The sequence below is a fragment of the Streptomyces plumbidurans genome (assembly GCF_019857225.1).
Taxonomy (GTDB): domain Bacteria; phylum Actinomycetota; class Actinomycetes; order Streptomycetales; family Streptomycetaceae; genus Streptomyces; species Streptomyces plumbidurans.
Genome location: NZ_JAFJSY010000008.1, coordinates 34,779 through 55,513, shown reverse-complemented (window position 1 = coordinate 55,513; position 20,735 = coordinate 34,779). Strand labels below are relative to the sequence as shown.

The following is a 20,735-nucleotide window of genomic DNA, read 5'->3' as shown; positions in this document are numbered from 1 at the left end:
CAGCGTGCGCACGGCAAGGACCGGGCGCCTCACCCGGCGCGGGTGAGCGGGTGCACGAGCCGGTCAGCGCACCGCCTTCTCCCCGCCGGGCAGAAGGACGGAGGCCCGGTACCACGTGCTGGTGGCGACGGCCTCGCCGAGGGCCAGGCCCGAGAGCGCGACGAGGAAGACGCCGATCAGCCAGGACAGGAGTGTGAAGACCGGCCCGAGCGGGCCGAAGTCATCGAGGCTGCGCTGCATGGCGTTGGCCAGGATCAGATGGCCTGCCCAGCTCAGCGTGATCGTGCCCGCCCCCGCGAGGACCGCTCCCGGCAGCAGACTCGGCCAGCCGATCCTGCCGCCCAGCAGCAGATGCTGGGACCACCACCACAGCAGGACGGACCCCGCAAGGGTCAGTGCCAGACCGGTGGCCGGGCCGACGCCGAAACCCTTCCGCAGCGGGGCCTGGAGGAGCATGAAGGCCAGCCACACCACCAGCCAGATGAGCCAGCGCCAGGCCGCCGACCGCATCGGCGCCCGAGGCAGCCGCCAGCAGCGTTCGCACACCGCCTGCAGGGCCCGGCTGAACGCGGTGGCCGACGCGAGGGTCAGGAGCACACCGAGCGCACCTACGGACTGCCGTGCGGAGGCTCCCGCGGAGTAGACGTGCCTGACCTCGTCGAGCGCCTCACCCTTCACCCCCAGAACCGAACTGAGGGAGTCGAGCAGCAGGTCCTTCACCCCGGCCGGCGCGAACGCCGCCACGGTCATCAGCAGGGGGAGCGCCGCCAGGAACGCCTGCGCGGCCAGCCTCATGGCGCCCTCCACCAGGTTGAGCGCGGCCAGCCGGGGCAGCAGCCGGCCCAGCGGTCCGGCCCGAAGTCGCGCCGCAGCCCGGGCCACGCGCTGCCTGCGGGTGGTGGCCGGTGCGGTCCGTCCGGCCATGGCTCACGTGACCGCGGGCCCCGGCTCGGCGGCGGCGTCGGGAGCCGGACCCGCGGCCGCGAGCACGGCGGTGATCGCCAGCACGACCAGGACCAGGACGAGTACGAGGACGACCGCTCCGACGGTGGGCCGGTTCCAGAGAACGAGGGCCAGGGCGCCCGCCCCGATGGTGACCCCGACGGTCCAGGACGCATGCGCGGTCAGCCAGCGTCCCGTGAGGCCCGTGTTCAGCCCGGTGCGGCGCAGCCCGCTCCCGGCTGCCGTGGCTCCGCGTCCGGCCAGGCCCCTGACGCCGCGAGCCGCCCTGCCGGGGCCGTAGAGGTAGGCGGTCAGCGCCGCGAGCAGGGACACGACGAGCAGGGTACGAGTGCTGGAGCGCAGGAAGCGGAGGAAGGCGTCGTAGATGACCGCGGCGGCGTCGGGCGGCAGAGCCGCCGAGGGGACGGAGTCGAGGTAGACCCGGCGTACGACGGCGAGGGCGACCAGCAGCAGCACCGCCATCACCGCGACTGCGATGCCGACGACCATCACCATCAGCCGGTGGTTGGGAGCGACCCACACGGTCAGCCCCGCGAGGACCAGGGTCAGGACGGGCAGCCAGGTGCCGACGACGTCCAGCAGCCGCATCCCGTCCTGCGCCTTGCCCAGTTGCTCGGTCTCGAACAGCGTGACGGTGCGGTTCACGTCGGGGATGGCGGAGGCCTTGTCGAAACCCGCGTCGACCAGGCGTTGGCGCACCTGGTCGACGACGGTTCCGAGATCCAGTTGCACCTTGCCGCCGTCGGCCTGCAGTGCCCCCTCGCGCGAGCCGGTGAGCATGCTCACCACGGCTGCGTGCGCCCGGCGGTTGGCCCCCACCCAGGCCTGCTGGAACACCTCGCTGGTGACCACGCGGCTCACATTGCGCTCCACGACGGTGTGCACCGCGGAGCGCAGCGGGCCGGCGAGCACCTTGGAGGCCTCCACGACACGCGGCTGCACCCCGTTCTTCTGCAGCGTGTCGGTGAGCGCGTTCGTCACCGCGTCCACGTCCACGTTGTCCACGACCCGGTCGGTGAGCCGGTTGACCAGGACCTTCTGGACGGCCGGATCCGAGGCCAGCGGCTTGACGGTCTGCACATAGCGGCCGGTGTCGGCGACCTCGTCGTGCACCCAGGCCGCGACGAGCGCCAGGGGCGCGAGCAGCATCGTCAGCACCAGCAGCACGACGGCACCCGAGCGGCGGGCCAGCCGGTGACGTACCGAAGCGGCGTGCCTCAGCCGCAGGTACTCCTCCTGCTCCGTGGAGGTCATCTCACGCGGGGGCCCGGCGGTCGCGCCGGAACCCGGAGTCACCGAGGCCGAAGGGCGATTCATGGTGTCTCCCTCGTCGTGTCCGCGCCCGGTAGCGGTCCTGCCGCGGTATCGGTCAGCCGGGGGACGTGGCACCGTCGGCCGCGGAGGCACCCGTGTGGCCGGTGAGACCGACCCGGCGCAGCGCGGCCCGCCAGGCGAGGGCGAGCACCAGCTCGGCCAGTCCGAGCAGCACGAGCCAGAGGCCGAGCAGCCGGGTCAAGGCGCGCGCCGACTCGGACGGCATGGCCAGCACGACGATTCCGGCGACGATGCCGATCACCGCGGCCCCCACCACGAAGCCGCGGTGCGGCATGTCCTCGGCGGCGATCGCCGTGTAGAGGGTGAGGATCCCGGTCATCAGCCAGGTCAGTCCCACGATCAGCGAGAGCGCGGCGATGGTCTGCAGCGGATTGCGCAGACACAGCACTCCGCCCAGGACGAACAGGATGGACATGGCCAGCGATACGACGCGTTCGGCGCCCCCGGCGCCGGCGAAGACCGCGACGAACCTGAACGCCCCGGTCACCAGCAGGTACAGCCCGATCAGCACGGCCAGGACGTGCAGGGTCTCGTCCGGCCAGACCAGCACCAGGACACCCGGCACGAGCGTCATGACCGACGAGGCCAGCACCCAGGTCCAGGAGCGGCCCAGCTGCTCCAGCGCCCTCGCGGCACCGCCCGCCTGGCCGGGTGCCACGCCGTCGGGGCTGTGCTCCGGTCCGGTACGCGATGCCGGACCGCGCGGAATGGTCATGGCTCCTCCTCGCTGACGAGCGGATCGGATCCGGACCGCCGGCGGGGCCGTGTGCGGGGGACCTGACGACGCCAGCGTCCCCCCGGGTGCCGTCAACCGGGTCACCCGTCCCGGGTGATCCGCCGGGACCGCCGTGCCGGTGGGCTTGACCCGGAGACGTTGCGCGGAGCGGAGCGGGACGAGCGGTCTCCAGGCGGATTGCCGCACCGGACCAGGAGGTCGAGCCATGACCGTTCCCCACCCCTTCACCGCAGCCCTGTCGCCCGCCGAGCGCGCGCAGATCGGCCGGAACGCGCGGGCCCGTGCGTCGCGTTCGTGCCACGGATGGTTCGAGGCGGCCGAGGACCGTTTCGACCCGGTCGAGGTGATAGACCGTCAGTCGGCCACCCGGGTACCGGAACTCGTGCCGATCCGCTACGGCCGCATGCTGGAGTCGCCGTTCCGCTTCTACCGGGGTGCGGCCGCCATCATGGCCGCGGACCTGGGCCCCACCCCGACCACCGGCCTGCGCGTGCAGCTGTGCGGAGACGCCCATCTGCTGAACTTCCGGCTGCTCGCCTCACCGGAGCGCCGTCTCGTCTTCGACATCAACGACTTCGACGAGACCCTCCCGGGCCCCTTCGAGTGGGACGTGAAGCGGCTGTCGGCGAGCTTCGCGATCGCGGGCCGGGCCAACGGCTTCTCCGTCAAACAGCAGAACGCCGCCGTACGGACCTGCGTACGGGCCTACCGGGAGCGGATGCGTGACTGCGCCGGCATGACCACCCTGGACATCTGGTACGCCCAGGACGACGTGGACGGGCTGCGCGAACTGCTGGCCTCGTCGATGGACAAGGAGGCCAGGCGCCGCACCCGCCGCGCCACCGCCCAGGCCCGCACCCGCACCGGAATGCAGGCGTTCGAGAAGCTGACGCGCGACACCGCCGCGGGCCGCCGCATCACACCCGACCCTCCTCTGATCACCCCGCTCGGCGATCTCGCGGCCGGTTCGGCGGACGAGGAGAAGGCGCTGAGGACCGTACTCGACGGATATGCGCAGACCCTGTCGTCCGAGCGCCGGCATCTGCTGCGCCACTACCACCTGGTCGACATGGCCCGGAAGGTGGTGGGCGTCGGCAGCGTCGGCACCCGCTGCTGGATCCTGCTCCTGCTCGGCAGGAACGACGACGACCCGCTGCTGCTGCAGGCCAAGGAGGCCCAGGAGTCGGTGCTGTCCGCCCAGACGGGCGGCGACCGCTACGACAACCAGGGCCGCCGCGTCGTCACGGGCCAGCGCCTGATCCAGACCACCAGCGACATCTTCCTCGGCTGGACGCACGTGGTGGGCTTCGACGGCAGGGAGCGCGATTTCTACGTACGGCAGCTGCGCGACTGGAAGGGCATCGCACGCCCGGAGACCATGGACCCCGGGCTCCTGGGCCTGTTCGCCCGGCTGTGCGGCGCGTCCCTGGCCCGGGCCCACGCCCGTTCCGGCGATCCGATCGCCATCGCCGCCTACCTCGGCCGCAGCGACCGCTTCGACCGCGCCCTCACCGAGTTCGCGCAGTCCTACGCCGACCGGAACGAACGGGACTTCGAGGCGCTGGCCGCCGCGTCCCGCTCCGGCCGCGTCGACGTGCGGGAGATGTGAGCGCTCAGGGCCCGCGAGCCCGCTTCCCGCTCACCCGGGGACCTGGCGCATCTCCAGGACGTGCAGGCCCAGCGACTGGCAGCGCGCCAGCAGCCCGTAGAGCTGGGCCTCGTCGACGACGAACCCGTACAGCACCGTCTGACCGGACATCACCACGTGGTCGAGTTCCGGGAAAGCCTTGGCCAGGGTGTCCGACATCATTCCGTCGACTCGGATCTCGTAGCGCATGTGGCTTGCTCCCACGGAGGCCGGGAGGAGGCGGTTCTGCGCCCCGCCATGCGATCGTCCGCCCCGGCGGGTTCCCCGGGCCTCACCCGGCGCAGGTGAGCCGCCCCGGACGTCAGTGCTTCAGGAACAGCTTGAAGGAGATGATCAGCAGGCCGAGTACCAGATTCACCGCGGCGCTCGACGCCATCAGGCGCCGGGAGGCACCGGCCCGGCGGGCCGCGGCGACGGACCACCCCACCTGCCCGGCCACCGCCACGGACAGCGCCAGCCAGACGGTCGCCGACCCGTCGAGGCCCAGCAGCGGGCTGACGGCCACCGCGACGGCCGGCGGAACGGCCGCCTTGACGATCGGCCACTCGTCCCGCAGCACGTGCACCACCCCGTGGCGGTCGAGCGGCCGCTGTGCCAGCCGCGCACCGAACAGCTGGGCGTGCACGTGCGCGATCCAGAACACCACGCCGGTCAGCAGCAACAGCAGCACCAGCTCCAGACGCGGGAACGAGCCGAGAGCACCGGCCCCGATCACCACCGAGGCGGCGAGCATCGACCCGTAGACGCCTCCGGTGTAGTCCGCGTGCGCACGGCGTTCGACCTTGCGCTCGTGGACGGTGGTGCGCTCGGTCCTGGACATCGCGCTCCCTGTGGTCGGCCCCTTCGATCACACCGGAGGCGGAGCGGCGATGCCTCACCCGCCATGGGCGAGACCCACCGAGGTCACAGCAGCTGCAGGTCGCGCCCGCGGCGCGCGGCGTCGCTGCGGCGGTTCACCCCGAGCTTGCGGTACAGGCTCTTGAGGTGGGTCTTCACCGTGTTCACCGACACGAAGAGATCCGCGGCGATCTCCTGCGTCGACATCATCTGCGCAAGCCGCTCCAGGACGTCCTGCTCGCGTGCGCTCAGCTCCTCCACCACGATCGGCCAGGGCGGACCTCCGAGCCCGGCCGGTGGACCGTACGGAGAGGGGCCGGGCCTGAGCCACCCCGCCGCGAGCTGGTTCAGCGGAGCCGTCACCAGCAGCGGCCGCAGCCACCGCCCGGCATCGAGGAAGGGGCGCCGCAGCCGCTCGCGCCGCGCCTCGTGCAGGGCCTGCGCGACCAGCCTGCGGGCGCTCACCGCGTCCCCCGAGGCGTCCGCGGCCTGGGCGCGCACCAACGACGCCCGGACGGTCACCGCAGGGCCCGCGGGGCGCGCGCCGGGCACGCCGTCGAGGAGGTCGATCGCGGCCCCCGCATTGCCCACGGCGAGCTGGATCCGGGCGGCTTCCACGGCACAGGCCGGCCGCCCGTCGCCCAACTGCCGCAGCACCTCGGCGGCGCTCTCGCCCCGGCCCTCGGCCAGATGGGCGGCCGACGTCACCAGCGTCTCGGCGCTGTCGGCCCAGGGAGAGGCCACGTCGGCCGAGACGGCCGGGTCGGCGGCCTCGACGGCGGCGCGTGTGTTGCCCCGGGCCAGTTGCAGCCGGGCCGCCACCATGGCCCGTCCGGCGGCCGTCACGGGATCGTGCAAGGCGCCGGGTTGCCCGTCCGCCTCGTCCAGCAGCGCCTCGGCCCGGGCCAGCTCGTCCCGGTCCACAGCCACGGCTGCCAGGACCACGCGTCCGATGCCGGAGCCCGCAGGCCCGAAGGGGCCGCACTGCTCGGTGCCGCTCACCGCCTCCAGGGCCTTGTGCTCCGCCCTGTCCGTCCAGCCGTTCAGATAGTCGATCAGAGCCAGATGGCCCAGGGACTCCTCGCGGGCGAGCAGGGTGGAGGCACCGGCGGGGGAGCCCACCACCTTGGACAGAGAGACACGCGCGTCCTCGAAGCGCCCGGCCCACACCCGCGCGGAGCCCAGATGCGTCAGCAGCAGCGCGGGCAGTTCCGGGTGCTTGTCCAGCAGGTGCGACGGGACCCCCGGCTGCACCTCGTCGGCCGCCTCGGCGGCCCGTTCCGCCCGCGCGGGGGAGCCGCTCAACCGGGCGGCCAGCGCCTCGAGCAGGGCACAGCACAGCTGCGCTGTCGCCGGATCGGCCGTGCCGGTGGCGAACCTGGCCTCGGCGTGCCGCAGATGGGCCGTGCCGTGGTCGAGATCGCTCTGCGACAGGTCGCGGGCCGCCCGCACCAGGTCGGCCGCCGGGCCGCCGGCGCCGGGATCCATCCGGGAGAACAGCCGGGCCAGGTCGTCGGAGCGCAGGCCCGTGAAGAACTGCCCGATCGCCAGATCGTCCACCAGGGCACCGGCGGTGAACTCCCAGTCGCCGGCCGCGGCGCCATGGGTGAGCGTTCCCCGCAGCGAACCGGCCCCCCGCAGCCACCGCGCCGCCCGCCGGTGCAGCTCGGGCTCCAGACCGGGGCAGCGCACCCGCAGATGCGCCCGGAGTATCTCCCCGAACAAGGGGTGCAGGCGGTACCAGGAGTGCCCGAGCTGTTCGACGAACGCGTTGCTGCCACACAGTTCGGACAGAATGCGGTCGGCGTCGCTGCGACCGGTCAGCGCGTTGGCCAGATCCGGGCACAGGCGATCCAGGACGCTGACCCGCAGCAGCAGGTCCTGGGTCTGCGTCGGCTGCCGCTTGAGCACCTCGGCCAGCAGGAAGTCGGCGACGGTGCTGCGGCCCGCCTCGAACTCCTTCAGATACGTCTCCGGGTCAGGGCTGTGCTGTGCGGCCAGGGCGCTCAGCCGCAGCCCGGCGGCCCAGCCACGGGTGCGCTGCACCAGGGCGCGTGCCGTGGCGACGGGCAGGCTCAGCCCGTGCCGCCCCAGCAGTGCCGCGGCCTCCTCGGGCGTGAAGGCCAGATCGGCGTTGCGGATCTCCGTCAGCGCTCCGGCCGCCCGGTAGCGGTGCAGCGACAGCATCGGCTCGGTGCGGGTGACCAGGACCAGACGCAGCCCCTGCCCGGCATGCTGCAGCACGAAGTCCAGCTGCTCCGCGACCTCCGGCACAGTCACCCGGTCGTACTCGTCGAGCACGACGGTTACGGCCGGGCTGCGGCCCTCCAAATCCTCGGCGATCGCCGACAGCATCCGGCGGCTCACACGGTTCGCGTCGGCAGGCCGGTCGACCTGCCCGGAGACCGGGCTGCCGCACGCCCGCAGGGCATGGAGGAAGTACGCCCAGAACATCCCCGGCCGCTTCTCCTCCGACTCGACGGTGAGCCAGGCCGGTGCCCGCGCCAGGCCCGCGGCCCAGTCGGCGACCAGGAGCGTTTTTCCCGCCCCCGCCGCGCCGTTGACCATCGTCAGCGGTGTGCGCAGTGCCTGGTCGAGGTGCCTGGTCAGCCGCGGTCGCGGCAGGAATGTCACGGGCCGTGCAGGCAGGGCGAAACAGGTGCGCAGAAATGGGTCTCCGAGCGGATCGACGCGGTGTCCGGCCGGTGTCGGACTGCTCTCCACGGCACTCACCACCACTACTGTGTGTCAGGCCTCGGGCAGCACTTCCCTGCGCTCAGGGTCCCATCTTTCGCAGTCGCTCGCCCGGCGCGGGTCGGTCCGGTGGTCCCTCCGCCCGGCCGAACGGCCCTCATCATGGGGCCGATAAGCCCAAAGGCCTACGCGGCGACCCGGTCCGCCCTGTTCATCTGCCGGTCCAGGGAGAGCGCGGCGGTGATCAGGGCGAGGTGGGTGAAGGCCTGCGGGAAGTTGCCGAGTTGTTCTCCCGTCGGGCCGATCTCCTCCGCGAACAGACCCGCCTGGTTCGCGTACGTCAGCATCTTGTCGAAGGCGTAGCGGGCCGGTCCGAGCTGTCCGGACCGCGCGAGCGCGTCGACGTACAGGAAACTGCACAGCGAGAACGTGCCCTCGCTGCCGCGCAGACCGTCCGGGGAGGCCGCCGGGTCGTAGCGGTGGACGAGACTGTCCGAGACCAGCTCCTGCTCCATGGCCTGCAGGGTGGAGAGCCAGCGGGGGTCCTTCGCCGAGATGAACCCGACCTGGGGCATGAGCAGCAGGGACGCGTCCAGGGTGGTGTCGTCGTACTGCTGGACGAACGCCTGGCGCTTTGCACTCCAGCCCCGTTCCATCACCTGCCGCAGGATGTCGTCGCGGGCCGTGATCCACTGCGCGGTGTCGGCGGGCCTGGCGTACCGCTGGGCCATCCGCAGCCCACGGTCGAAGGCGGCCCAGCACATCAGCCGGCTGTAGGTGAAGTCCTGCTGGCCGCCGCGGGTCTCCCAGATCCCCTCGTCCGGCCGGTCCCAGGCCTTCACCAGCCAGTCCAGCACCCCCGAAAGGGCCTGCCAGCCGTCGTACGGCGGCACGTCGGCGATGCCGTCCACGGACTGGGCCAGCGCGAGTGCCGCCTCTCCATAGATGTCGAGCTGGAGCTGACCGGCCGCGCCGTTGCCGACGCGCACCGGCGCCGAGCCGCGGTAGCCCTCGAAGTGGTCGAGGACCTCCTCCGGCAGTTCCGGGTCGCCGTCGATCCGGTACATGATCTGCAGCGGCTCACCGCTGACCGTGCGACCCGCCCGGATCCGGTCGCCCAGCCAGTGGCGGAAGGCCACGGCCTCGTCGACGTAGCCGAGGCCGAGCAGGGCGCCCACCGACAGCGAGGCGTCACGGACCCAGGTGTAGCGGTAGTCCCAGTTGCGTCCGCCGCCGATCTGCTCGGGCAGGCCCATGGTGGCCGCCGCCACGGGTGCTCCGGTGGGCGCGTAGGTGAGCAGCTTCAGGGTGATGGCCGACCGGTTCACCATGTCCTGCCAGCGTCCGTCATAGGTGCTGCGGCGAATCCAGCTGTGCCAGAAGTCCCGGGTCCGCTCGAACAGTTCCCTGATCTCCGCGGGCCCGACCGGAGCCACCCGCATGTCCCGCGAGGCTCCGAGCGTCAGCACCACGGCGGCCAACTCGTCCTGGCCGAGCGTGAGTTCACCGAGGACGTCGTCGCCGTCCCGGCTCCACCGCAGCGGACCCGCGCTCTGCAGCACGGCCCGGGCACCGGCGCTCTCGAAGCGGATCGCGTCCTCGCGCATGTCCAGGCGGTGCGCGGCACGCCCGTAGTCGAAGCGGGGGCGGCACTCGAGCGAGAAGCGCACCCGGCCCCGCGCCACATGGAACACCCTGACCAGGCGGTGCGTGTCCGCGGGTTGCTCGGGACGGTCCACCGGCATGAAGTCGATGACCTCCCCGACACCCTCCTCGGCGAGGAAGCGGGTCACGAGGACGGCGGTGTCCTGCAGATACAGCTGGACCGGGGGCCGCCTGCTGTCGGCGGAGACGCTGAAGTACCCGCCGTGCTCGTGATCGAGGATGGACGCGAACACGCTGGGCGAGTCGAACCTCGGCGCGCACAGCCAGTCGACCGTTCCCTCGGACGAGACCAGTGCCGCGGTCTGCAGGTCTCCCACCAGCCCGTGGTTCTCGATCGGGGCATAGCGTTGCATGAGCGTTCTCCTTCCCGCCGCGCGCCCTCGGGCACCCGCGTGCCGCGACATCGCGCCGTCCACGTGTGCCCAACCTGGCAACCCCGCACCGGGAGGGCTTCACCCCCGGTGGGTGAGGCAGGCGCCGCGGGCGCCGCCGAACCCTGGACGAAGGCAGGCGGAGGCGGGCCCCTGCCCGGTGCATGGCCGATGCCGAAGGGGCGCCAGGAGGCGACAGAAGTGGTCGAGACGGCCGAGCGAAACCAGATAGCGGGCAGCAGACGCGTCCTGGCCGCCCTGGCCCTCGCCCAGTTCATCTGCAGTTTCGCCGGCTCCAACATGAACGTGATGATCAACGACATCAGCAAGGACCTCGACACCACCGTGCAGGGCGTGCAGGTGGCGATCACCCTCTTCCTGCTGGTGATGGCGGCCCTGATGATCCCCGGCGGCAAGCTCACCGAGCGCTACGGACGCAAACGCTGCTTCCTGCTCGGTCTGGTCGTCTACGCCGTCGGCGCCCTGCTGTGCGCGGCCGCACCGGGACTGGGGGTGCTGATCCTCGGCAACGCGGTCCTCGAAGGCGTCGGGACCGCCCTGCTCATCCCGCCCGTCTACATCCTCGCCACGCTCATGTACCCGGACGTGACCTCCCGCGCCCGTGCCTTCGGGGTCGTCATGGCGCTGGGCGGTGCCGGTGCCGCGGCCGGACCGCTGATCGGCGGCCTCATCACCTCGGGCATCAGCTGGCGGGCGGCGTTCGTGTTCCAGGCCCTGGTCATCGGGGTGATCGTGCTGCTCAGCCTGCGCATGACCGATCCGCTGCCGCCCGATCCGACCTCCTCCTTCGACACCTTCGGAGCGGTGCTCGCCGCCGCCGGCCTCGTCCTCGTCGTCATGGGCATCCTCGCCGCCGACAACGACATCTGGCTGATGGCCGGCCTCATGGCCCTCGGCGCACTCGTGCTGTGGTGGTTCTTCCGCCACGTCCGCGCCAAGGAAGCTGCCGGGCAGGAACCACTGCTGCCGCGCAGCCTGTTCCGCAACCGCACGTCCAATCTCGGTCTGGTCACCCAGAACGTGCAGTGGCTGATGCTCATGGGCACGTCCTTCACGGTGGCGGCCTACCTCCAGGTCGTCCGCGGATACGACGCCATACAGACCGGGGTCATCTTCACCGCGGCCACTCTGGGCTTGCTGCTCACGTCCCTGACCGCCGAGAGGATGGCGAAGCGGCGCTCCCAGCGCCTGCTCATCACGACCGGCTTCGCCGGCGCCATCGCCGGGATCGTCGCCCTGATCGCCCTGGCCGGGGCCTTCAGCACCGCCTGGGCCTTCGTCCCCGGGCTGCTGCTGATCGGACTGGGCCTCGGCATGATGCTGACCCCGTCGGTCAACGTCGTGCAGTCGAGCTTCCCGGAGGAGCAGCAGGGGGAGATCTCGGGGCTGTCCCGCAGCGTGTCGAACCTCGGCTCGTCGTTCGGTACGGCCATCGCCGGCACCATCCTCGTCTCCGGACTGACCAAAGGCGCCTACGCCGCCGCGATGGCCTGCCTGGCCGTCATCGGAGTCGTCGGCCTCGTCGCGGCCACCCGTCTTCCCCGGGACACGGACAAGGCCGCGGCGGACGCTCTCCCTCGGCACCGAACAGGCCCGGCGCGCGCCGACGGCTGACCCCGATACAGGCCCGCGGCCGGACAGGGCGCAGCGGACCATGTCGTAGCCTCGGCATCGGAGAATCGTGTAACGGGAGGTCGTATGGCGGGGTCCGAGGGGGAGGCCGGGGGCTGTTGTGCGCCGGCCCGTGCGGGGCGGACAGGGTCGGCCGGAGCGGTGGTGGCGGCCGACGGGCGTACGGGTGCGACCGACGGGATGGTGCTGCTGACGGGCGGGACGTTCCGTATGGGCACCGAGGACCCGGACGGTTTCCGGGAGGACGGGGAAGGGCCCGTTCGCGACGTCACCGTGTCGCCCTTCTGGATCGACGTCCACGCCGTGACCAACGAGCGGTTCGCCGCCTTCGTGGACGGGACCGGGTACGTCACCGAGGCCGAGCGGTTCGGCTGGTCGTACGTGTTCGCGGGGTTCCTGCCCGCCGCCCTGCGGCGCGGAGCGGCCCGCCCGGAGCAGACGCCCTGGTGGTGCGGGGTGGAAGGGGCGTACTGGCGGGCGCCCGAAGGGCCCGGCAGCGGGGTGGCGGACCGCGGAGACCACCCGGTCGTGCACGTCTCGTGGCACGACGCGCAGGAGTACTGCCGCTGGGCCGGAACCCGGCTGCCCACCGAGGCCGAGTGGGAGTACGCCGCCCGGGGCGGACTCGATCAGCGCCGCTATCCGTGGGGCGACGAACTGACGCCGGGCGGCGAGCACCGCTGCAACATCTGGCAGGGGCACTTCCCCACCAAGAACACGGCGGAGGACGGCTATCGCGGCACGGCGCCCGTCGACGCCTACGAGCCCAACGGCTTCGGTCTGCACAACATGTCCGGCAACGTCTGGGAGTGGTGCGCCGACTGGTGGGGCACCGATCACGGCGGCCGTCCGCGCACGAACCCGCAGGGCCCCGAGCGTGGCACCTCCCGGGTCATGCGCGGCGGTTCGTACCTGTGCCACCGCTCCTACTGCAACCGGTACCGCGTGGCCGCCCGCACCTCCAACACACCGGACAGCAGCACCGGGAACCTGGGATTCCGCACGGTTCGCGACGCGTGAACCGGGCCGGCACACAGTCGCCTGGACCCGGCGCGAGCCGTCCACTGTTGCGGGCGTATAAAAATCTGCCGCCCATGTGCCGCCCGCAGACGCCCCACTTGACCTGCATGTTTGAGCCCGATCGGGGAGTGGCCCCGCTCGTTTTATTTATTCCGGGCTGTTGACGAAAAAACGCGGGCGTCCTCATGCTGTGGCCCATGCCACTGCACCACGACGGCCCGCTGGCGCGGCTGCGCCGCGGCCACGAAGAGCTCGTCCTCGGGCTGCTGCGCAAGCACGGCCCGCTCAGCCGCGCCGAGCTGGGCCGCCACAGCGGACTGTCGAGGACGACGCTCTACGACATCGTCGGCGCGCTCGTCGACAGCGGCGCGGTCGTCGCCACGGCGCCCGCCGCGGGGGAGCGCAGGCGCGGGCGGCCGGTGGAGACGCTGACGCTGCACCCCGAGGCGGGACAGGCGATCGGCATCGACTTCGCCCGGCGCGCGGTGCACGTGGCCGCGGTCAACGTCGCCCACGAGGTGATGGGTTCGGCCGGCGAGGCCCACGAGCCGGACCTGCCCTGGCAGGAGCGGGTGGACGTCGCCGAACGGCTCGTCGGCTCACTGGCCGGAGGCACCTTGCGGCTGGGCTCGCTGGGAGCGATCGGCGTCGGTGTCGTCGGCCCGGTGCAGGACGCGGCGGAGGAGCAGGACGGCACCGAACCCCGCCGTGACCTCCCGCTGCTGCTGCGCAAGCGGTTCGGCGTCCCCGTCCTCGTCGACAACAACACCCGCCTGGCCGCGCTCGCCGAGGCGACGTGGGGAGCCGCGGCCGGCGATCAGGACGTGCTGTATCTGCGGCTGTCGCACGGCGTCGGCGGCGGCCTGGTCGTGGGCGGCTCGCTGCACCGGGGCGCCCACGGACTGTCGGGGGAGTTCGGGCACATCACCGTCGAACCGGACGGACGCCGATGTTCGTGCGGCGGGCGAGGGTGTCTGGAGACGGTCGCCTCCGTCGGGGCCGTACTCGAGGCCCATGACAGAGCGGACGATCTGCCCACCCTCCTCGCCGACCCCGCCGCGGCCACCCTGCTGGACGGTGTCGGCGCCAAGGTCGGCACCGTACTGGCCGCCGTGTGCAACGCGATCGGCCCCGGCGTCGTCGTCATCGGCGGTGAACTCGCCGAGGCGGGCGAGGCGTTGTTCGGCGGTGTGGCCCGGGCCCTGGCCGCCGACCTCATGCCGATCTCGCGCAACCGCGTCGATCTGCGCCCGGCCGCACTCGGCGAAGCCGCCGGCGCGCTCGGCGCCATCGCCTTGGTCCTGCACGAGTCGCCGCTGCTCGCCCGCTACCCCGCATCCCCCGATTCCGAGGAGCACACATGACACCCGCGCACCGGGCGAGGCCGCCATGGCAGTGATCACCGCCCCCGACAAGACACCCACGACCTCTACGCCCCGCCGCACCAGGCGCGGGGTCCCGACGCTGCTGCTCAATCTGATCGCCCTGGTCGTCGGTGTCGCGGCCTGGGCCCTGGTCGCCTCGGCCCAACTCGCCGACGTGCCCGGCCCGTTGTCCGTCTCCTCCAGGGCGCTCGACCTGATCGAGGACGGCACGCTGGCCCAGGACGCGCTGGCCAGTCTGCGCCGCGTCTTCCTCGGCTTCGCGCTCGGCACCCTGCTCGCCGTACCCGTCGGATTCCTGATGGGCTGGTATCCGCTCGCGCGCGGCCTGCTTGAGCCGTACGTCCAGTTCTTCCGCACCATCCCGCCCCTGGCGATCATCCCGCTGGCGATCGTGCTGATGGGCATCGGGGAGACGCCGAAGGTCTTCGTCATCTTCCTCGCGGCGTTCCTGTCCTGTGTCGTGGCGGCCTTCCAGGGCGTGGTCGGCGTGGACAGCACTCTGATCAACGCGGCCCGGGTGCTGGGCGCCCCGGACCGCGTCATCTTCCTCAAGGTGGTCATCCCCGCGGCCACGCCGTTCCTGCTCGTCGGCATGCGGATCGGGCTGGGCTCCGCCTGGGCGACCGTGGTGGCCGCCGAACTCATCGCCGCGGACAAGGGGTTGGGCTACGAGATGACGCACGCCCAGACCTATTACGACATCCCCACGATCTTCGTGGGCCTCATCACGATCGGAGTGATCGGGCTGGTGATGGACCGTCTGCTGCTCCTCGCGGAACGGCGGTTGACCGGATGGCAGGAGCGCCGATGAGCACGGAACTCGACTCGACGGACCCGGTGCCCGGCCGGGCCGACGCGAAGATCTCCTTCCGGGACGTGGTCAGGACGTTCCCGATGAAGGGCGGCGAGTTCACCGCCCTGGACCGGGTCTCGCTGGACGTGGGGGAGCGGGAGTTCGTCACCGTCGTCGGGCCTTCCGGCTGCGGCAAGTCGACCCTGCTGAACCTGGCCGCCGGACTGGTGGAGCCGACCTCGGGCGAAGTGCTCGTCGACGGCAGGCGCGTTGCCGGGCCCGGCCCCGAACGCGGCGTCATCTTCCAGCAGTACGCCCTCTTCCCGTGGCTGACCGTGCGCGGCAACGTCGAGTTCGGGCTGAAGCTCACCTCCCTCGCGGCCGACGAGCGCAGGCGACGGGCCGAGCAGGCCATCGACCTGGTCGGACTGTCCGACTTCGCCGACGCACTGCCCAAGACGCTTTCCGGCGGCATGAAACAGCGCTGCGCGATCGCCCGTGCCTACGCCGTGGACCCCGAAGTCCTGTTGATGGACGAGCCGTTCGGAGCGCTGGACGCGCTGACCCGGGTGCAGTTGCAGGATCAGCTCCTGGACACCTGGAGCCGCCGCAAGCGCACGGTCGTGTTCATCACCCACGACGTCGATGAGGCCGTCTACCTCGCGCGGCGCGTCGTCGTGATGGCCGCTCGACCGGGCCGCATCCACCGGATCATCGACGTCGACCTGCCCTACCCGCGGACCGAAGAACTGCGCCTGTCACCGGAGTTCGCGCGGATCCGCAACGAGGTCTGGCACTCCGTCTACCACCAGACACCGGCGGGCTCGGCCGCCTGAACTCCCTCACTCCGCACAGCACTTCGAAGGAACTCATGTCATGAGCATGTCTCGACGCGGCTTCATCACGGCCCTGTCCGCCACCTCCCTCTCACTGCCGCTCGCCGCATGTGGCTCCTCCGGCGGCGGCAGCGGCGGCGACAGCATCCGGTTCGGGTACATCGCCGACTACAACGGTGCGAGCCTGCTGGCGATCGCCGATGAGCGGGGCCTGTGGAAGAAGCACGGCATATCCGCCTCGTACAAGGTCTTCGTCAACGGCCCCATCCAGATCCAGGCCCTCGGCACCCACAACCTCGACTACGGCTACATCGGCCCGGGCGCCATGTGGCTGCCCGCCTCCGGCAAGTCGAAGATCGTCGCGATCGACACCCTGACCTACGCGGACCGGGTCATCGCCCAGCCCGGCATCACCTCCATCGCCGGCCTGAAGGGCAAGAAGGTCGGCGTGCCGGAGGGGACGTCCGGCGAGATGGTGCTCCATCTGGCCCTGCAGAAGGCCGGGATGAGCATGGACGACATCAAGAAGGTCGCGATGGAGCCCGCTACCGTCGTCTCCGCGTTCGCTTCCGGGCAGATCGACGGCGCAGGCATCTGGTATCCGCTGATCGACACGATCAAGCAGAAGGTGCCGAAGCTGGTCGAGGTGTCCGGCACCCAGCAGATCGGCGGCGACTTCCCCACCGCGTTCGTCACCGGTGACAAGGTCGCGCCCGCCACCAACGAGAAGGTCGTCAAGGTCCTGCAGGAGGCCAACGACTGGCGGGCCGCGCATCCGAAGGAGTCGATCGCGCTCGCCGCGAAACTGCTCAAGATCCCGGAGGACAAGGTCGCGTCCGACGCGAGCCATGTGAAACAGCTGACGACCGCCGACCTCGTCGCCAAGACCGAGGACGGCACCGTCGCCAAGTGGCTGGACGACATGAGCGACTTCTTCGTCGGCACCGGACAGCTCAAGAAGGCCCCCGCCGCGGACACCTTCTACGCCGCCGACGTCTACACGAAGGCGGCCGGGTGAACCTCCTCTTCCTGATGACCGACCAGCACCGGGTCGACACCCTGGGCTGTTACGGCAACCCGCACGTCGCCACCCCGAACCTGGACCGGCTCGCGGCCACCGGCACCCGCTTCGACCGCTTCTACACCCCCACCGCCATCTGCACCCCGGCCCGCGCCAGCCTGCTCACCGGCCAGGCGCCGTTCCGCCACCGACTGCTCGCCAACCACGAACGCAACGTCGGCTACCTGGAGGACCTGCGCGAGGACGCCTTCACCTTCCCGGAGTCCCTGGCCGAACGGGACTACCAGCTGGGCCTCATCGGCAAATGGCACGTCGGGACCCACCGCAACGCCGCCTCCTACGGCTTCGAGGGCCCCGACCTGCCCGGCTGGCACAACCCGGTGGACCACCCCGACTACCTCGCCTACCTGGAGGAGCGCGGCCTTCCGCCGTACCGCATCACCGAACCGGTACGCGGCACCACCCCCAACGGCAACCCCGGCAACCTCCTCGCCGCCCGCCTCCAGCAGCCCGTGGAAGCCACCTTCGAGTACTACCTGGCCACCCGCGCCATCGAACAGCTGGAGAAGTACGCGGCGGACGGCCGGCCCTTCTTCCTGGCCACCCACTTCTTCGGCCCGCATCTGCCCTACCTGCTGCCCGACGCCTACTACGACCTCTACGACCCCGAACTCGTCGACCTGCCACCGTCGATCGCCGAGACCTTCGAGGGCAAACCACCGGTGCAGCGCAACTACAGCGCCCACTGGGCCTTCGACACCATGCCGCTCGACGTCACCCGCAAACTCATCGCGGTCTACTGGGGCTACGTCACGCTCGTCGACGAACAGATCGGCCGCATCCTCACCCGCCTCGACGAACTCGGCCTCACCGACGACACCGCCGTCTTCTTCACGGCCGACCACGGCGAGTTCACCGGCGCCCACCGCCTGCACGACAAGGGCCCCGCGATGTACGAGGACATCTACCGCATCCCCGGAATCATCCGGGTGCCCGGCCAACCCCCGCAGGTGCGCGAGGAGTTCGCGACCCTCACCGACTGCACGGCCACCCTCCTCGAACTCGCCGGCGGCGACCCGGCACCGGCCACCGACAGCCGCAGCCTGCTCCCTCTCATACGGGGTGAACACCCCGACTGGCCAAGGGAGTTGCTCGCCGAGTTCCACGGCCACCACTTCCCCTACCCGCAGCGGATGCTCCGCGACGAGCGCTACAAGCTCGTCGTCAACCCGGAGTCGGTCAACGAGCTCTACGACCTCACCGCCGACCCGCACGAACTGTCCAACCGCTACGACCACCCCGAACTCGCCGCCGTACGGCGCCGGTTGATGCGCCGCATGTACGACCTGCTGAGGGAGCGGGGCGACAACTTCTACCACTGGATGACGCCGATGTACGACATCGGCACCTCCGACTACGACCCCACGCTGAGCGCCTTCGAACAGAAAGGCCCGTCACCGTCATGAGCCGCAGACGCATCCATCGCGCCCTCGCAGCGCTGACCGGCCTGCTCGTCGCCGGACTGCTGCCCCCGGCGCACCCGGCGGCCGCCGCCGCGCCGTCACCGACGTACCGCAATCCCGTGACCGCGGGCACCGTGGACACCTTCCCCGACCCCACGATGATCCGCGGCAAGGACGGCTACTGGTACGCCTACGGCACCCAGAACCCCGTCTTCCAGAGCAAGGGGGAGAGCGGCGAACGCATGCTGCCCATCCTGCGCTCTTCGGACATGACGCACTGGGCTTACGCCGGGCAGGTGTTCACGCCCGACACCCAGCCCGCCTGGCACGACGGCTCCCGGCTCTGGGCCCCCGACATCCGCTACACCGACGGCCACTACAACCTCTTCTACTCGGTGGCCGGCAAGGACACCGTCGGAGTGGCCACCGCCCCGACCCCCACCGGGCCGTGGCACGACGAGGGCGCCGTGCTGCCCGCGGACAGCGGCTGCGCCACGGGCGACATCGACGAGGCCCAGTTCACGGACGTGGGCGGACAGCCGTATCTGTACTGGGGCAGCTACGACACCATCTGCGTGGCCAGGATGAACGGCGACCGCACCCGGATCGAGGGCCCGGTCACCGAGGTCGCCCAGGGGCGCCGCATGGAGGGCGGCTACGTCGTCCACCGCGGCGGCTACTACTACCTCTTCTACTCGGACGCCGGATGCTGTGACGGCGCCTTCAGCGGCTACCAGGTCAAGGTCGGCCGCGCCACCAGCCCTACGGGGCCGTTCACCGACGACCGGGGTGTCGACCTGACGGCCCCGACCAGCAAGGGCGGTGTGGTCGTCGGGGGCGACGGCAGGTGGATCGGACCCGGGCACAACGCCGTGCAGACCGACCTGTCCGGACAGGACTGGCTCGTCTACCACGCGATCCCCGCCGACGACCCCGACCTCGATCCCGTGCCCGGTGTCGACCGCACGCTCAGCACCCGCCCGATGCTCGTCGACCGGCTCGACTGGATCAACGGCTGGCCCGTCGTCCGGGCCGGTGCGGGTCCCTCCGAAGGCAGTCAGCAGGCCCCTGTCACCACATGGAGCGCGGGCGGCACCTTCAACGACGGCTCGCTGTCCGGCTGGCGCGAACAGGGCCCAGGGGGCTGGACCGCCGCCACCGACCAGGACTCGGGCGGATACGTCACCCACCGCACCACGTCCGCCGACGCGGGCTATCTGGTGACGGCCGCGTCAGCCCCGGCCCAGGTACGCGCCGAGGCGGACCTGCGCGTCACCTCGGCCGGATCGGCGGCCGGACTCGTGATCGCCGACAGAGGCCCGGACAACCGTGTCGTCGCCTGGCTGGACCGCGACCGGCAGGCGCTGGTGACCGACGTGCGGGTGAACGGCGTCAGCATGGGGGAGCGGACCACACCGCTGCCGTCCGGATTCGAGTGGGACGCCTGGCGCAATGTCTCGGCCGAAGTACGCGGCACCCGGCTGACCGTGGAGGTCAGCGCGGACCGGCTGCACGACCCCGTGGCCGTGCAGCACCGCACACTTCCCGCGGCCGCCATCCACCCCGGAAGCGTCGGCGTCGCCACCCGGGGAACGGGCGCGCAGGCGGACAACGTGGGCGCCGCACGCCTCTACACACCCGTCACCGCGCGGGTCCCGGCCCCCACCACCGGCGCCGAACTGCCCGCCTACAGCGACGAGTTCAAGGGCGACTCGCTCTCACCGAAGTGGGCCTGGGTCCGCGGCCCTGCAGCCGGAGCCGCACTCGGCGGGGGCTCCCTGTCCTGGCCGACCCAGAACGCCGAGCTCTACCTCGGCACCAACACGGCGTCCGTGCTGACCAGGCCCGCACCGCCGGGCGACTTCATCGTGGAGACGAAGCTCCATCTGGCCAACGGACCCGGCAACCAGCAGGCGGGCCTCGTGCTCTACGGCAACGACGACCGGTACTTCAAACTCGTCCACGCCGTGCTGCCGCTCAGCCACACGAACGGGAAGGTCACCCATGTCACCGAGTTCGGCAAGGAGGGAGCACGGCCCACGACCACGCCGCCGACCGCGGTGGCGTACGGCCCCATGTTCGGCGGACCGGCCGCCGACACGCTGTGGCTGCGGCTGTCGTACCACCACGACACGCCCGGCGCCGAACACGAGGTGCGCGCGGCCACCAGCACGGACGGCGAACACTGGACCTGGACCGGCGTGTGGACCCTGCCCGCCGAACAGGCCCTGCGGATCGGCCTGGTCTCGATGAACACGGCCGGGGCGACAGCGCAGTTCGACTACGTACGCACCTACCGGACAGCGCGGCCCTGA

The 20,735-nt window shown here is 71.5% G+C and carries 16 protein-coding genes; 9 read left to right on the top strand and 7 right to left on the bottom strand.

What is annotated here, in order from left to right; all coding sequences use genetic code 11:
- Positions 1-63: 63 nt before the first annotated feature.
- From JYK17_RS06545 to JYK17_RS06535, 3 genes are read right to left on the bottom strand one after another with little or no spacing between them, the layout of a single operon-like run.
- Entirely contained in the window at positions 64-924 is an 861-nt protein-coding gene (locus JYK17_RS06545) for a YhjD/YihY/BrkB family envelope integrity protein (RefSeq protein WP_128804175.1), read from the bottom strand.
- A gap of 3 nt (positions 925-927) precedes the next feature.
- Positions 928-2,280 carry a hypothetical protein gene (locus JYK17_RS06540; RefSeq protein WP_222809983.1) on the bottom strand — a complete coding sequence of 451 codons (1,353 nt, stop codon included), beginning with the start codon at positions 2,278-2,280 and terminating at the stop codon, positions 928-930.
- A 52-nt stretch (positions 2,281-2,332) separates the two neighbouring features.
- Positions 2,333-3,013, bottom strand: coding sequence for an HdeD family acid-resistance protein (locus JYK17_RS06535; protein WP_222809982.1), 681 nt, complete (start codon positions 3,011-3,013; stop codon positions 2,333-2,335).
- Between the two features lie 226 nt (positions 3,014-3,239).
- Here JYK17_RS06535 and JYK17_RS06530 point away from each other — a divergent pair, with 226 nt between their 5' ends.
- Entirely contained in the window at positions 3,240-4,643 is a 1,404-nt protein-coding gene (locus JYK17_RS06530; protein WP_222809981.1) for a DUF2252 domain-containing protein, read from the top strand.
- A gap of 30 nt (positions 4,644-4,673) precedes the next feature.
- Here the strand turns inward: JYK17_RS06530 and JYK17_RS06525 are convergent, their stop codons facing one another.
- The 4 genes from JYK17_RS06525 to JYK17_RS06510 form a co-directional block, all read right to left on the bottom strand.
- Positions 4,674-4,871: a DUF8691 family protein gene (locus JYK17_RS06525; protein WP_108015041.1), complete on the bottom strand. Its 198-nt coding sequence runs from the start codon at positions 4,869-4,871 to the stop codon at positions 4,674-4,676.
- A 112-nt stretch (positions 4,872-4,983) separates the two neighbouring features.
- The gene (locus tag JYK17_RS06520; protein ID WP_108015042.1) at positions 4,984-5,502 is read right to left on the bottom strand and encodes a hypothetical protein; all 519 of its coding nucleotides are present in this window, start codon (positions 5,500-5,502) and stop codon (positions 4,984-4,986) included.
- Between the two features lie 83 nt (positions 5,503-5,585).
- A complete protein-coding gene (locus JYK17_RS06515; RefSeq protein ID WP_222809980.1) occupies positions 5,586-8,258 on the bottom strand; it encodes a winged helix-turn-helix domain-containing protein in 2,673 nt (890 codons plus the stop codon).
- Between the two features lie 140 nt (positions 8,259-8,398).
- Positions 8,399-10,231: a glycoside hydrolase family 15 protein gene (locus tag JYK17_RS06510; RefSeq protein ID WP_108015044.1), complete on the bottom strand. Its 1,833-nt coding sequence runs from the start codon at positions 10,229-10,231 to the stop codon at positions 8,399-8,401.
- 189 nt (positions 10,232-10,420) lie between these two features.
- On the opposite strand from JYK17_RS06510, the gene JYK17_RS06505 reads away from it, so the two are divergent.
- The 8 genes from JYK17_RS06505 (at position 10,421) to JYK17_RS06470 (ending at position 20,735) form a co-directional block, all read left to right on the top strand.
- Complete coding sequence (locus JYK17_RS06505) at positions 10,421-11,884, top strand: MFS transporter (RefSeq protein WP_234547312.1); 1,464 nt, start codon at positions 10,421-10,423, stop codon at positions 11,882-11,884.
- Between the two features lie 84 nt (positions 11,885-11,968).
- Positions 11,969-12,922: a formylglycine-generating enzyme family protein gene (locus JYK17_RS06500; RefSeq protein ID WP_108015046.1), complete on the top strand. Its 954-nt coding sequence runs from the start codon at positions 11,969-11,971 to the stop codon at positions 12,920-12,922.
- A gap of 197 nt (positions 12,923-13,119) precedes the next feature.
- Complete coding sequence (locus tag JYK17_RS06495; RefSeq protein ID WP_234547310.1) at positions 13,120-14,286, top strand: ROK family transcriptional regulator; 1,167 nt, start codon at positions 13,120-13,122, stop codon at positions 14,284-14,286.
- Between the two features lie 25 nt (positions 14,287-14,311).
- Positions 14,312-15,118: an ABC transporter permease gene (locus JYK17_RS06490; RefSeq protein WP_108015048.1), complete on the top strand. Its 807-nt coding sequence runs from the start codon at positions 14,312-14,314 to the stop codon at positions 15,116-15,118.
- Positions 15,115-15,936, top strand: coding sequence for an ABC transporter ATP-binding protein (locus JYK17_RS06485; protein WP_108015049.1), 822 nt, complete (start codon positions 15,115-15,117; stop codon positions 15,934-15,936). Before JYK17_RS06490 ends, JYK17_RS06485 begins: the two co-directional genes overlap by 4 nt.
- A gap of 40 nt (positions 15,937-15,976) precedes the next feature.
- Entirely contained in the window at positions 15,977-16,954 is a 978-nt protein-coding gene (locus JYK17_RS06480) for an aliphatic sulfonate ABC transporter substrate-binding protein (RefSeq protein WP_222809979.1), read from the top strand.
- Positions 16,951-18,423, top strand: coding sequence for a sulfatase family protein (locus JYK17_RS06475; RefSeq protein WP_222809978.1), 1,473 nt, complete (start codon positions 16,951-16,953; stop codon positions 18,421-18,423). The genes JYK17_RS06480 and JYK17_RS06475 overlap by 4 nt, the downstream gene beginning before the upstream one ends.
- On the top strand, positions 18,420-20,735 hold the full coding sequence (locus JYK17_RS06470; RefSeq protein ID WP_222809977.1) for a family 43 glycosylhydrolase: 2,316 nt from the start codon (positions 18,420-18,422) through the stop codon (positions 20,733-20,735). The genes JYK17_RS06475 and JYK17_RS06470 overlap by 4 nt, the downstream gene beginning before the upstream one ends.

Bases quoted from the DNA above. Each gene is read 5' to 3' on its own strand.
- JYK17_RS06490 (WP_108015048.1), top strand. From the start codon at position 14,312: ATGGCAGTGATCACCGCCCCCGACAAGACACCCACGACCTCTACGCCC.
- JYK17_RS06535 (WP_222809982.1), bottom strand. From the start codon at position 3,013: ATGACCATTCCGCGCGGTCCGGCATCGCGTACCGGACCGGAGCACAGC.
- JYK17_RS06495 (WP_234547310.1), top strand. From the start codon at position 13,120: ATGCCACTGCACCACGACGGCCCGCTGGCGCGGCTGCGCCGCGGCCAC.
- JYK17_RS06480 (WP_222809979.1), top strand. From the start codon at position 15,977: ATGAGCATGTCTCGACGCGGCTTCATCACGGCCCTGTCCGCCACCTCC.
- JYK17_RS06520 (WP_108015042.1), bottom strand. From the start codon at position 5,502: ATGTCCAGGACCGAGCGCACCACCGTCCACGAGCGCAAGGTCGAACGC.
- JYK17_RS06500 (WP_108015046.1), top strand. From the start codon at position 11,969: ATGGCGGGGTCCGAGGGGGAGGCCGGGGGCTGTTGTGCGCCGGCCCGT.
- JYK17_RS06505 (WP_234547312.1), top strand. From the start codon at position 10,421: ATGCCGAAGGGGCGCCAGGAGGCGACAGAAGTGGTCGAGACGGCCGAG.
- JYK17_RS06530 (WP_222809981.1), top strand. From the start codon at position 3,240: ATGACCGTTCCCCACCCCTTCACCGCAGCCCTGTCGCCCGCCGAGCGC.
- JYK17_RS06540 (WP_222809983.1), bottom strand. From the start codon at position 2,280: ATGAATCGCCCTTCGGCCTCGGTGACTCCGGGTTCCGGCGCGACCGCC.
- JYK17_RS06545 (WP_128804175.1), bottom strand. From the start codon at position 924: ATGGCCGGACGGACCGCACCGGCCACCACCCGCAGGCAGCGCGTGGCC.
- JYK17_RS06470 (WP_222809977.1), top strand. From the start codon at position 18,420: ATGAGCCGCAGACGCATCCATCGCGCCCTCGCAGCGCTGACCGGCCTG.
- JYK17_RS06525 (WP_108015041.1), bottom strand. From the start codon at position 4,871: ATGCGCTACGAGATCCGAGTCGACGGAATGATGTCGGACACCCTGGCC.
- JYK17_RS06510 (WP_108015044.1), bottom strand. From the start codon at position 10,231: ATGCAACGCTATGCCCCGATCGAGAACCACGGGCTGGTGGGAGACCTG.
- JYK17_RS06485 (WP_108015049.1), top strand. From the start codon at position 15,115: ATGAGCACGGAACTCGACTCGACGGACCCGGTGCCCGGCCGGGCCGAC.